This is a genomic window from Nonomuraea sp. NPDC049141 (assembly GCF_040648415.1).
Classification (GTDB): domain Bacteria; phylum Actinomycetota; class Actinomycetes; order Streptosporangiales; family Streptosporangiaceae; genus Nonomuraea.
On record NZ_JBEZDR010000005.1, the window covers coordinates 20,242 to 32,541 of the forward strand.

Annotated in this window: 13 protein-coding genes; 8 read left to right on the forward strand and 5 right to left on the reverse strand. The window is 70.1% G+C overall.

The window, feature by feature from the left end; translation table 11 throughout:
• Positions 1-81: 81 nt before the first annotated feature.
• The 4 genes from AB0B91_RS16065 to AB0B91_RS16080 are packed head-to-tail and all read left to right on the forward strand — an operon-like array spanning position 82 to position 3,850.
• Entirely contained in the window at positions 82-813 is a 732-nt protein-coding gene (locus AB0B91_RS16065; protein WP_358319286.1) for an NUDIX hydrolase, read from the forward strand.
• A gap of 17 nt (positions 814-830) precedes the next feature.
• The gene (locus AB0B91_RS16070; RefSeq protein WP_358319288.1) at positions 831-1,685 is read left to right on the forward strand and encodes a molecular chaperone DnaJ; all 855 of its coding nucleotides are present in this window, start codon (positions 831-833) and stop codon (positions 1,683-1,685) included.
• Positions 1,686-1,695: 10 nt separating this feature from the next.
• Complete coding sequence (locus AB0B91_RS16075) at positions 1,696-2,631, forward strand: hypothetical protein (RefSeq protein WP_358319291.1); 936 nt, start codon at positions 1,696-1,698, stop codon at positions 2,629-2,631.
• Between the two features lie 40 nt (positions 2,632-2,671).
• A complete protein-coding gene (locus AB0B91_RS16080) occupies positions 2,672-3,850 on the forward strand; it encodes an adenylosuccinate synthetase (RefSeq protein ID WP_358319294.1) in 1,179 nt (392 codons plus the stop codon).
• A gap of 144 nt (positions 3,851-3,994) precedes the next feature.
• Here AB0B91_RS16080 and AB0B91_RS16085 read toward each other — a convergent pair whose 3' ends face one another.
• Complete coding sequence (locus AB0B91_RS16085) at positions 3,995-4,855, reverse strand: hypothetical protein (RefSeq protein WP_358319297.1); 861 nt, start codon at positions 4,853-4,855, stop codon at positions 3,995-3,997.
• Positions 4,852-5,403 (reverse strand): sigma-70 family RNA polymerase sigma factor, encoded by a 552-nt coding sequence (locus AB0B91_RS16090; protein WP_358319299.1) that lies wholly within the window; start codon positions 5,401-5,403, stop codon positions 4,852-4,854. The genes AB0B91_RS16085 and AB0B91_RS16090 overlap by 4 nt, the downstream gene beginning before the upstream one ends.
• A gap of 304 nt (positions 5,404-5,707) precedes the next feature.
• Between AB0B91_RS16090 and AB0B91_RS16095 the strand changes: the two genes are divergently transcribed.
• Positions 5,708-6,673, forward strand: a complete 966-nt coding sequence (locus AB0B91_RS16095; RefSeq protein ID WP_358319302.1) for a tyrosine-type recombinase/integrase — start codon at positions 5,708-5,710, stop codon at positions 6,671-6,673.
• Between the two features lie 108 nt (positions 6,674-6,781).
• Here the strand turns inward: AB0B91_RS16095 and AB0B91_RS16100 are convergent, their stop codons facing one another.
• Genes AB0B91_RS16100 through pdhA form a run of 3 tightly spaced genes read right to left on the reverse strand, consistent with a single transcriptional unit; the run spans position 6,782 to position 10,364 of the window.
• The gene (locus AB0B91_RS16100; RefSeq protein ID WP_358319304.1) at positions 6,782-8,284 is read right to left on the reverse strand and encodes a 2-oxo acid dehydrogenase subunit E2; all 1,503 of its coding nucleotides are present in this window, start codon (positions 8,282-8,284) and stop codon (positions 6,782-6,784) included.
• A gap of 11 nt (positions 8,285-8,295) precedes the next feature.
• Positions 8,296-9,276 carry an alpha-ketoacid dehydrogenase subunit beta gene (locus AB0B91_RS16105; protein WP_358319306.1) on the reverse strand — a complete coding sequence of 327 codons (981 nt, stop codon included), beginning with the start codon at positions 9,274-9,276 and terminating at the stop codon, positions 8,296-8,298.
• On the reverse strand, positions 9,273-10,364 hold the full coding sequence (gene pdhA, locus AB0B91_RS16110) for a pyruvate dehydrogenase (acetyl-transferring) E1 component subunit alpha (protein WP_358319309.1): 1,092 nt from the start codon (positions 10,362-10,364) through the stop codon (positions 9,273-9,275). The genes AB0B91_RS16105 and pdhA overlap by 4 nt, the downstream gene beginning before the upstream one ends.
• A gap of 226 nt (positions 10,365-10,590) precedes the next feature.
• Between pdhA and purS the strand changes: the two genes are divergently transcribed.
• From purS to purQ, 3 genes are all read left to right on the forward strand, one after another.
• A complete protein-coding gene (gene purS, locus AB0B91_RS16115; protein ID WP_358319312.1) occupies positions 10,591-10,836 on the forward strand; it encodes a phosphoribosylformylglycinamidine synthase subunit PurS in 246 nt (81 codons plus the stop codon).
• 171 nt (positions 10,837-11,007) lie between these two features.
• Complete coding sequence (locus tag AB0B91_RS16120) at positions 11,008-11,445, forward strand: ATP-binding protein (RefSeq protein WP_358319315.1); 438 nt, start codon at positions 11,008-11,010, stop codon at positions 11,443-11,445.
• A gap of 136 nt (positions 11,446-11,581) precedes the next feature.
• On the forward strand, positions 11,582-12,259 hold the full coding sequence (gene purQ / locus AB0B91_RS16125) for a phosphoribosylformylglycinamidine synthase subunit PurQ (protein WP_358319318.1): 678 nt from the start codon (positions 11,582-11,584) through the stop codon (positions 12,257-12,259).
• The last annotated feature ends 41 nt before the right edge of the window (positions 12,260-12,300 follow it).

A 12,300-nucleotide genomic window follows, 5' to 3' on the forward strand; every position in this document is an offset into this window, starting at 1 on the left:
TAAATGCCCAAATTTGTGGACATGTTGGGGTTGGCTGGTTATTCTCAGAGAGAGATTGACTCACTTTGAGAAGGACGTGCGATGGAAGAGTTCCTGGCCGGCTACGACCCGCGGCGGTACCCACCGGTCGCGGTGACGGTCGACGTGGTGGCGCTGACCATCCGCGACCGGCGGCTGCACGTCCTGATCGTGGAGCGCGGCGTCGAGCCGTACGAGGGCGCCTGGGCACTGCCCGGGGGCTTCATCCGGCCCGACGAGGACCTGGCCGAGGCGGCGGTACGCGAGCTGGCCGAGGAGACCGGGCTGGACACCGCGCCCGCGCACATCGAGCAGCTGGCCAGCTTCGGCGGCCCCGGCAGGGACCCGCGGATGCGCGTGGTGTCGATCTCGTACCTGGCCTTCGCCCCCGACCTGCCCGACCCCCGGGCGGGCACCGACGCGGCGGCGGCCGTGTGGCATCCGGTCGACGACGTGCCGCGGCTGGCCTTCGACCATCAGCGCATCCTGGCCGACGGCGTGGAGCGGGCCCGGTCGAAGCTGGAGTACACCCCGCTGGCCACGGCCTTCGCCGGCGACACGTTCACGGTCTCCGAGCTGCGGCTGATCTACGAGAGCGTGTGGGGCACGCCGCTGCACGCGGGCAACTTCCACCGCAAGGTGCTGTCGGTGCCCGGGTTCGTGGAGGGCACCGGCGAGACCACGCAGACCGGCGGGCCCAAGGGCGGGCCGCGGGCCAAGCTGTACCGCGCGGGCGACGCCCGGCTGCTGCATCCCGCCCTGCTACGGCCCTCGCGGGAAGACGAGATCCGGTGAAACGAGGAGGAGATCCGGTGAACGCCGAGGAGGCCGCGTCGATCGTCACAGGGGCGCGTTCGGCCGGCGACCTCTTCGCGGGCGACTCCCCCGCGCGGGTCTACCGGCGCCTGGCCCGGTTACTCCACCCGGACGTGTCTCCGGAGACCGCGGGGGCGTTCGCCAGGCTGGCCGAGCTGTGGTCCGACTACAACCGCGGTCAGCGGGTGGGTCCCTATCGGATCGGGCCGCTCCTGCATCGGGGCGGCACCGCCGTCCTGTACCCGGCCGACGACGACGCGCTGCTCAAGCTGCCGCGTGACCCGGCCGACAACCACCTGCTGGTGCGGGAGGCCGCCGCACTCACTCAGATCGCCTCGGACGCGGACCCGCGCTTCCTGCCGTACATTCCCCGCCTTGTCTCGAAATTTCGGCATAAAGCTGGGCGGACCGTACGGCAGGCGAACGTCCTCAGCCGGGCACCCAGCGGCTTCATCACCCTGACCCGGCTCGGCACCGGCCTCGACCCCCGGGACGTGGCCTGGATCTGGCGGCGCCTGCTGGTGGCCACCGGCCTGGCGCACCGGGCCGGAGTCACGCACGGCGCCGTGCTCCCCCGCCACGTACTCGTCCACCCCATCGACCACGGACTCGTCCTCGTCGACTGGTGCCGGTCGTATCTCACCGACGCCTCGAAGGACGCCTCGGGCGACGTCCTGGGCGTCACCCGATGCGTCGCCGGCCTGCTCGGCGACCACCCCCGAGCGATGCGCGCCTTCGTCGGCGGCTGCCTGCGGCGCCCGCCCTCCGACGCGTGGGCACTGCTCGCCGAGCTCGACGAGCTCCTCGAAGACCTTTACGGGCCGCGTACCTACCGGCCCCTTCACCTCTAGGGAGAAGATCATGGGCAGCGGAATCTGGTCCACCGACGTCTACAGCTCGGCCGCCCGCTACCGGGCCGCCACCGGCGCCAGCGCCTTCGCCTACAGCGACAGCGGCGCCTCCACCACCCACCCCGACCTCGACCCCTTCGGCGTCACGCGGGAGAGCCGCGACTCCGACGAGCACCCGGACTCGCTGGCCGTCGCCGTGCTCTTCGACGTCACCGGCTCGATGGGCAACGTCCCGCGCACGCTGCAGGCCAAGCTGCCCGACCTGCTCGGGCTGCTGCTGCGCAAGGGGTACGCCACGGATCCGCAGATCATGTTCGGCGCGATCGGTGACGCCACCTGTGACCGGGCGCCGCTCCAGGTCGGGCAGTTCGAGTCCGACAACCGCATGGACGAACAGCTCGGGCAGATCCTGCTGGAGGGCGGGGGCGGCGGCCAGATGTGCGAGTCGTACGAGCTGGCCATGTACTTCATGGCCAGGCACACCTCGATCGACTGCTACGAGAAGCGCGGCAAGCGGGGATACCTGTTCATGATCGGCGACGAGCTGCCCTATCCGCGGGTCAGCGGGAAGGCCGTCACCAAGCTGATCGGCGACCCGCGCCAGCGCGACATCGACGTCGCGGCGATGGTCGCCGAGCTGACCCAGAAGTACGACGTCTACTACATCCTGCCCGCCGGGGCCAGCTACGCCGGGAACGCGAAGGTGCTGAGCACCTGGCGCGGCCTGCTCGGCCAGAACGTGCTGGAGCTCGACGACCTGGACGCGGTCTGCGAGACGATCGCGCTCACGGTCGGGCTCGGCGAGGACGCCATCGGCCTCGACGAGGGCCTCGACGACCTGGCCGGGCTCGGCTCGCGCGCCGGCGCCTCGGTGTCGAAGGCACTGGCCAAACTCGACCGCGGCACGCTCGTGGTGTCGGAGCCGCTCGACGGGCTGGACGCGTGAGCGAACACGTCAGCTCAGAGCCGCTCGACGGGCTGGACGCGTGAGCGAGCACGTCATCGTCGCCGACCTCGGGTACGGCGACGCGGGCAAGGGCACCGTCGTGGACTGGCTGTGCGCCACCCGGCCGGTCCACGCGGTGATCCGCTTCAACGGCGGCGCGCAGGCGGCGCACAACGTGGTGCTGCCGGATGGCCGGCACCACACGTTCGCGCAGTTCGGCTCGGGGACGTTGCGGGGTGTGCCGACGCATCTGTCGAGGTTCGTGGTGGTCGATCCGCTGGCGCTCTCCGCCGAAGCCGCCCATTTGGCACGGCTCGGCGTGCCGGATCCGTTCGGGTTGCTCACGGTCCATCGGGATTGCCTGCTGGCCACGCCGTACCACATCGAGGCGGGCCGCCGGCGGGAGCAGGCGCGCGGGGCGGAGCGGCACGGGTCGTGCGGGATGGGCGTCGGCGAGACGATGGCGTACGCGCTGGCGCACGGCTCGCTCGCCCCGCGCGCGGGCGACTCTCCCGCGACGCTGACCCGCAAGCTCGGCGTGCTGCGGGAGGCGCTGGGTGTGGACGGGCCGCCGGTGGCGGACTGCGTGGCGGCCTACCGGGGGTTCGCGTCGCGGGTCCGGCTGGTGGATTCGGCTGATGACCTGCTCAGGCGGGGGCCGGTGGTGTTCGAGGGGGCGCAGGGGGTGTTGCTGGACGAGAACCACGGGTTCGACCCGTACACGACCTGGAGCACCACGACGTTCGCGAACGCGCTGGAGCTGCTGGGCGGGGCCGGGGCCGTCCGGCTCGGCGTGCTGCGGACCTACACGCCCCGGCACGGGCCGGGGCCGCTGGTCACGGAGGACCCCACGCTGGAGCTGCCGGAGCGGCACAACGGCACCGGGCCGTGGCAGGGGCCGTTCCGGGTGGGGCATTTCGACGCCGTGGCGCATCGGTACGCGGTGGCGGTGGCGGGGGGTGTCGACGGGCTGGCGCTCACGCACCTGGACGCGCCGGTGTCTCGGCTGTGTCACGCGTACGAGGGCTGTGAGACAGACCTCTGGCATGGCGACCGGGCCACACTCACCGCGCGCCTGCTGCGGGCCAAGCCGGTGTACGGCGACGCCGTCACCGACTGGCCCGCAGCGGTGACGGACGCTCTGGGCGCGCCCGTCTGGGTCGGGTCATACGGGCCGACCTCGGCCGACAAGCGCGTCCTCGCGCCCACCCTCGCCTAGACGGCAAGTGGTCGGCGGCTTCCCCGCAGAACGCCCTGGCGAGGTGGACAGCCGTGCGCGCGAACGACTACCCACCTGGTCCGGCCCAGCCTCACTCTTGAAGGACGTCATGTCCGAGTGGGCCGATAAATCACACCGGGCTGCTCAGAATCCGGGCGGCGGAGTCGCGGCCGGGTCCGGCACGACGTGCAGGACGATCACGCCGTCGTTGTAGGAATCCGCGCGCGCCACCGACGCGCCGGGATCGATGCGGGAAGCCGACACGTTCTCCTCGTAACGAACGCCTTCGTCACTGTTCCGCAGCGGCCAGTCGAACTCGTAGGCCACCTTCAAGTTACGCTCGCGCACGACGCGTACCGCCTCGGACACCGGACGTCCCTGAAGTTTCACCCCGGCCAGCGCCTCCCCCGGCCAGCTCGCATCGGCGGGGTAGGAGTACTTCTCACCGGGCTTCGCCGGGCGGCCCAGGCTGACCTCTGCGGGGCCCTTGATATCCGCGGTGACGCTGAAGGACGTAATGCAGCCTGGGAGCCGTTCAGGGCAGTTTTCACCGGTGAATAGCGCATGTGCGTCGGGGTCGGACTTCTCGAAACCGAAGACGGTGCCCGGCTGCCGCGGCGAAACGGGGGTCAGCGTCACCGTGAGGTTGTCCAGGCCGACCTTGTGGAAGGCCTTCTTCAGCTCGGCGGGGTCAGGATCTCCATCGGTGAAGTAGAAGGCGTAGTCATCTCCGACGCGGTCGATCGTCACCGCCTGGCTGGCGTACACCTGCTCGGAGGCCTCGAACAGGGACGGCCCGACGACGATGGCTCCCACCAGGGTGGCGACCGCGGCCATGCCGAGCAGGGCGCGGCGAGGAGAGGGCAAGAGCCGTCGTCGGGCCGGAACGCGCTCCAGCGAGACGATCTGCACCAGCAGCGCGTCCGCCCCCGCGGTGGACGCGCTGCCGGCCAGGTCCGCATCCAGCGCCCTCGCCCGGTCCTTGAAAATCTGGTCGTTGTTCACCCTGACTCCTTCTGGATGAGCGGCCGCGACGCGAAACCGGCGGCCGATGGGCGGGTCTTTTCCAAGGCCTTGGCGAAGCGCTTGCGGGCCCGGTGCAGGCGGATCCTGGCGGCGTTGCGGGAGCAGTCCAGCACTGTGGCGATCTCTCCGGGGTCGAGCCCCTCCCAGAGAGCCAGGGCCAGCAGCTCACGATCGCTGTCGGCGAGCATGCTCATGGCCTCGTCCACGCCGTGCTGCTCACCGTGGCGAGAGGGGGCGGCGTAGAGCTGTTGGATCTCGTCGGTGAGCTCGGTGTGCCGGGTGAGCCTGCGCCGCTCGCTACGGCGGTGATTGGCCAGAACTCGCCGGGCCACGCCGTACAGCCACAGCTTGCCGGCCTCACCGTCGGGGAACTCGGCAATCCGCTGCCAGGCAATCACGTAGGTCTCGGCCACAACGTCGGCGGCGTCTTCGGGCGAGGAACACCGCCGCACGGCATATCCGAGGATCTGCTCATAGGTTCGCCGGTACACCGCCTCGAACCAGGACCGCTCATCATGTTCACTCACGCGTCATCCTCGTCAGACCTTCCGTACGCTGAGGGCTTTCAACTCCTACGTGTCCGCGGGCGACGGCAAAATTTCCGGCAGGGTATGGCAGTTGAGCCGATCGGCGTGGACCGTGAGCCTGACATGCGGAAACACGGAGCGCGCCGCCAGATCACGTCCTCCGCCATCCACTCACATACGACACAGAATTTGAATTATCTGTCACACTGCTGGCCATCGGGTCGTGTCCGCCCATATCGGCGTTCGCCGCTGTGAGGGCGACTCGGCCACATTATGTGTCACACTGCCTGCCAGGAGGGTGCCCGTGTCCGTCGTGGCCTTCCCCAGCCAACCCGGCCCAGCCGCCGACGCGACGACCGCGGCCGGCATCGAGTCGGCGGCCGGGCGCTTCCTCGACTCCATCACCACGGCCACCACCCGCGCCGGTTACACCGAAACACTCGCCCGGCTGACCGCCGTGACCGGCCCCCACCACCAGGTCGCCGACCTGACCCCCGAGCACTACGCCGCGGTGATGGACCGCTGGAAGACCGCGGCCGCCGCCACCTGGAACCGGCACCTGTCCGCCCTGCGCTCCTTCACCACCTGGGCCCAGCGCCAGGACCTGCTGGACACCAACCCGGCCCGGCGCCTGCAGCGCCGCACACCCGCCCGCCGCGGCGACCGCTCCATCCCGCGCACCCGGCTGGAGACGCTCTTCAACGACCCCGCCCACGCCCTGCGCGAACGACTGCTGTGGCGGCTGCTGTACGACACGGCCGCCCGCGCCGAGGAAATCCTTTCCCTCAACGTCGAGGACCTCGACCTGGAGTTCCGCCGCGCCCGCGTCGTCTCCAAGGGCGGCGCAATCGAGTACGTGCACTGGGCCACCCCCACCGCCCGGCTACTGCCCCGCCTGCTGGCCGGCCGCACCACCGGGCCGCTGTTCCTGGCCGACCGGCGTGCGCCCGTCTCTGGCCCGCGCGCCCCTGCATCCGCCGACATCGACCCCGCCACTGGGCGGGGGCGGCTGTCCTATCCGCGCGCCGAGTACCTGTTCAAGACCGCCTCAGCCCAGCTCGACCCGCACCGGCAGGGCTGGACGCTGCACCAGCTCCGCCACAGTGCTCTGCAGCATCTGGCCCACGCCGGCCGGACCGCGCCCGAACTGCGGGCCAAGAGCCGCCACCAGCACCTGGCCAGCCTCGACCGCTACGTCCGCCCCGGTGAAGAGACCTCCGCCCGCGTCACCGCCGAAGCCGGTCCCATCCAGCCCCGCCGTCCCCGCTGAACTCAGCTGCCGTGACCTACGTCTGTGCGCGGCCGCCCGCATTGCTACTGAGCCTCCTGGACAAGCCCGTCCTCACACAGACGAACGGGCCTTCGCGCCCGCCCCGGTTCAGCTCCAGGCGAGCATGCGGAGCGGGTCCTCCAGCATGGCGCCGACGTCGCGCAGGAACAGCGACCCCAGCTCGCCGTCCACGATCCGGTGGTCGAAGGAGAGCGCCAGGGTCGTGACCTTGCGTACCGCCAGTTCGCCGTCCACCACCCACGGCATGTCCCGTATCTGGCCGAAGGCGAGGATGGCGGCCTCGCCCGGGTTCAGGATCGGGGTGCCGGTGTCGACGCCGAACACGCCCACGTTCGTGATCGTGATCGTGCCGCCCGCCATCTCGGCCGGTTGGGTGCGGCCCGCCCTGGCGGTCTCCGCCAGCCGGCCCAGTTCGGCGGCCAGTTCGGGGAGGGACAGCTGGTGGGCGGACTTGATGTTGGGGACGACGAGACCGCGCGGGGTGGCCGCGGCGATGCCCAGGTTGACGTAGTGCTTGACCACGATCTCCTGAGCGGCCTCGTCCCACGAGGAGTTGATCATCGGGTGCCGCCTGGCGGCCGTGAGCACGGCCTTGGCGACCAGGAGCAGCGGCGAGACCTTGACCTCGGCGAAGTCCGGGAGAGTGCGCAGACGCCGGACCGCGTCCATGGTCTCGGTGACGTCGAGCTGGAGGAACTCGGTGACGTGCGGGGCGGTGAAGGCGCTGGCCACCATGGCCTGGGCGGTCATCTTGCGGACGCCCTTGACGGGGATGCGCTCCTCGCCCTGCTGGGGTGCCGCCTGAGGGGCGGGCCCCGCCACGGCGGCGTGGACATCGTCCCGGGTGATCGAGCCGTGGGGGCCCGAACCCGCCAGGCCGGCCAGGTTCACGCCCAGGTCCTTGGCCAGCTTGCGGACCGGCGGTTTGGCCAGGACGGCGACCTGCGACGGGCTGAGGTCCGTGCGGGCCGCGCCGCCCCCCACGGGACCCCGAGGCGCGCCGATCCCCGCCGGAGTGGCACCAGGTGCGGCGGAGACCTCGACGCGGGACGGGTTCGCGACCGGAGTGGCCGGGATCACCGGCGACTGGCCGGAGCCGGAGGGCTTGTCGGGGCGGGATTTGCGGGGGCGGCGTTTGGTGGCGCCGGTTTTGACGCCGTAGCCGACCAGGACCGCCTGGCGTTCCTCCTTGGGGGCGGGGCTGCCGTGGGCGCCGGGTTCGACGGCCCCCTCGGCCGGGGGTCGCGGGACCAGGTCGTCCGCCAGCGCCTCGATCCGGCCGGCCTCCTCTCCGGAAACGTCGTCCGCCCGGCCGGAGGTGTCGGCCGCTTGGCCGGAGGCGTCATCCGCCTCGTCCGTGTCGACGGCGATGATCGGGAGGCCGACGTCGATCGTCTGGCCCTCGTCGGCCATCAGGCCGGAGACCACGCCGTCCCAGGGGATCGGCAGTTCGACGATGGACTTGGCCGTCTCGATCTCCACGACGATCTGGTTGACCTTGACCGCGTCGCCGGCCTTGACGTGCCAGCGGACGATCTCCGCCTCCGTCAAGCCTTCGCCGACGTCGGGAAGCTTGAATTCACGTCGCATGAGGCCCCTCCTCAGTAGCCGAAGGCACGGTCGACGGCGTCGAGCACCCTGTCCAGGTCGGGCAGGTAGTGCTCCTCCAGCTTCGACGGGGGGTAGGGCGTGGAGAAGCCGCCGACGCGCAGCACCGGTGACTCCAGCCGGTAGAAGCACTGCTCGGTGATCCGGGCCGCCAGCTCGGCGCCGAAGCCGCTGTTGACCGGCGCCTCGTGCACCACCACGGCCCGGCCGGTACGGCGTACCGAGTCCATGACCAGCGGCGTGTCGAGCGGGTTGAGCGAGCGCAGGTCGATGACCTCGACCGAGCGCCCGTCGGCCTCGGCGGCAGTGGCGGCCTCCAGGCAGGTCTTCACCATCGGGCCGTAGGCGATCAGCGTGATGTCGGTGCCCTGGCGCACGGTCCGGCCCCGGTCGAGGGGTGGCCACCAGTCGGTGTCGACGGTGTCGACCTCGGCCTTCTCCCAGTAGCGCCGCTTGGGCTCGAAGAAGATGACCGGGTCTTCGCAGCGGATGGCCTGCTGGATCATCGTGTAGGCGTCGGCCGGGTTGGAGCAGGCGACCACGCGCAGCCCGGCGGTGTGCGTGAAGTAGGCCTCGGGGGACTCGCTGTGGTGCTCGACCGCGCCGATGCCGCCGCCGCAGGGGATGCGGACGACCACGGGCAGCTTGATCGCGCCGAGCGAGCGCATCGGCATCTTGGCGAGCTGGGTGATGATCTGGTCGGCCGCGGGGAAGACGAAGCCGTCAAACTGGATCTCGCACACCGGCCGGTAGCCGCGCAGCGCCAGGCCGATCGCGGTGCCGATGATGCCCGACTCGGCCAGCGGGGTGTCGATGACCCGGTCCTCGCCGAAGTCCTTCTGCAGGCCGTCGGTGACGCGGAACACGCCGCCGAGCTTGCCGACGTCCTCACCCATGATGAGGACCTTGGAGTCGTCCTCCATCGCCTTGCGCATGCCCTCGTTGAGCGCCTTGGACAGGCTGAGCACGCTCATGACTCGAAGCCTTCCAGGTAGGCGGCGTACTGGGCGCGTTCCTCGTCGATCAGCGCGTGCGGCTCGGCGTACACGTGGTCGAAGATGTCGAGCGGTCCGGGGTCGGGCATCGCCAGGCAGCGCCTGCGCAGGTCGGCGCCGAGCTGGTCGGCCTCGCCCTCGACCGAGTCGAAGAAGGCCTGGTCGGCGAATTCGTTCTTGAACAGGTACGCCTTGACCCGCTCGATCGGGTCCTTGAGCTTCCACGCCTCCAGCTCGCTCGCCACGCGGTAGCGCGTCGGGTCGTCCGTGGTGGTGTGGGCGCCCATCCGGTACGTGAACGCCTCGATGAGCGTCGGGCCCTGGCCTTCGCGGGCGTTCTTGAGCGCCTGCCTGGTCACGGCGAGGCAGGCGAACACGTCGTTGCCGTCGACCCGGAGGCCGGGGAAGCCGAACCCGGAGGCCCGGCGGTAGAGGGGGATGCGGCTCTGCTTCTCCAGCGGCTCGGAGATGGCCCACTGGTTGTTCTGGCAGAAGAACACGATCGGCGCGTTGAACACGCTGGCCCAGATGAACGACTCGTTCACGTCGCCCTGGGAGGTGGCGCCGTCGCCGAAGTAGGCGATCACGGCCGCGGTCGCGTCGTCGCGCTGGATCCCCATCGCGTAGCCGACGGCGTGCAGGGTCTGGCTGCCGATCACGATCGTGTACAGGTGGAAGTTGTGCTCCTTGGGGTCCCATCCGCCATGGTTCACCCCGCGGAACAGGCCGAGCAGCTTCACCGGGTCGACGTCACGGCACCAGGCCACGCCGTGCTCGCGGTAGGTGGGGAAGGCCATGTCCGCGTCGGTCAGCGCCCGGCCGGAGCCGATCTGCGCGGCCTCCTGGCCGAGCAGTGACGCCCAGATGCCGAGCTCGCCCTGCCGCTGCAGCGCGACGGCCTCCAGGTCGATGCGCCGGACGAGTGTGAGGTCGCGGTAGAGGGACCTGACCTCTTCTGGCTTGAGATCGATGTCGTAGTCGGGGTGCTCGACCCGCTCACCCTCCGGGGTGAGGAGCTGGACGAGCTCCGGGGGTGCTTGGGCACCACGAGAGGCGTCGACGGTCACGTGCCACTCCTGTGCGGTCAGGGCCGGGGTCGATGGGGTTGCCACCTTAGGCCAGCCTTTCGAGCGTCGGACCATGTGGTGGTGGTTCGTACGCGTTTGGGGACATGGTGGCAGACGTCACGGCCCTTCGCGCAAGCCCCATGCCCTCCCACTTCCCGTTGTGTTGCCTGCCACACGCGCCGGTAGGCTGGCTTTCCCATCTCCCGCCGCACCCAGGAGGAACGCAGTGGCGCGCGTCATCGTAGACGTCATGCTGAAGCCCGAGATTCTCGATCCGCAGGGCCAGGCCATCGCCCGCGCACTGCCCAGGCTGGGCTTCTCCGGAGTCGCAGCCGTACGCCAGGGCAAGCGCTTCGAGGTCGACCTGGAGGGGCCGGCCGACGAGGCGGCACTTGCGGACGTCCGAAAGATGGCCGAGACCCTGCTGGCCAACACCGTCATCGAGGACTACACCGTGCGCGTCGAACAGTAGAACGGCACATTTGACGCCTGGAAATACCCGCGACCGGCTAAAGTCGGGTTCGGGCGTGCCACAATGCCACGAGCTTGCCAACAGTAAATAACAACAACGTGATTTTGCGGTTAGCCCCGATTTCACGGGGAAACCTACTCCAGGTGACATTCCGGAGCCCGGAGGAGTCCGGTGGATATTGAGTTCTCGTTGGCGCTGCCCCGGGATGCGATCGGCATACCGATGGTCAGGCGAGTGCTGGGAGATGCGATGCGTTCGCTCAACGTGAGCGAGGCGTGCATCTCCGACATGCTGCTCGCGGTCTCCGAGGCGTGCTCCAACGCGGTACGCCACGGCGGCCCGGCCAACCGTTACGAGGTCACGGCCTCGATCGGCTCCGGCCGCTGCGATGTACGCGTTGTCGACAACGGGGTCGGCATCCCCTCGATGCCCCTGACCTTTCCACCCCCCGACACCGAGAACGGCCGCGGCCTGCTGATCATGCGCTCGGTCGTGGATGAGATCTCCTTCGGCATCACTCCCGGCCGTGGCACCACGGTCCACCTCCGCAAGACCCTCGCCTGGGAGGAAACGGCGAACCGCCGCTCCCGCGAGCTGGCCGCGGTCTAGCCGACTCTCAACCCCGCCACGGGCCGTCCCGACGGCCCGTCTCCACGCGTGGGTGTGATGACGCCGTTGAGTGGCATGGACGAGCACCAGATAGCCTTGCTGTGCACACCACGAAACGCTGGAGGAGACGCAAGACATGAGCGCCCGCGTGGGGGTAGTCACCTTTCCAGGAACTCTCGACGACCAGGACGCCGCCAGAGCGATCAGACTGTCCGGCGCGGAAGCCGTTCCGCTGTGGCACGCCGACCACGACCTCAAGGGTGTGGACGCCGTCTTCCTGCCCGGCGGCTTCTCCTACGGCGACTACCTGCGGTGTGGCGCCATCTCTCGGTTCGCCCCGCTGATGCGGGAGCTCGTCCCGGCGGCCCGTGAGGGGTTGCCCGTGCTCGGCACGTGCAACGGGTTCCAGATCCTGTGCGAGGCGCACCTGCTGCCGGGCGCGCTGACGCGCAACGCGTCGCTGCACTACGTCTGCCGTGACCAGCGGCTCCGCGTCGAGGCGACCGGCACGCCCTGGACCAACTCGTTCGAGCCCGGCCAGGAGGTCGTGCTGCCCATCAAGCACGGCGAAGGCCGCTACGTCGCCGACCCCGAGACGCTCGCCGCGCTCGAAGCGGACAACCGTGTGGTCGTGCGCTACCTCGGCAACCCCAACGGCTCCCTCAACGACATCGCCGGCATCCGTAACGAGGCGGGCAACGTGGTCGGTCTCATGCCGCACCCCGAGCACGCCGTCGAAAACCTGGTCGGCGCGCCGAGCACGGACGGGCTCGGCTTCTTCACCTCCATCCTCAAGAAGCTGGTGAACGCGTGAGCACCGACAGCGTCAAGCGGGCCGTCGAGACACCCGCCGAG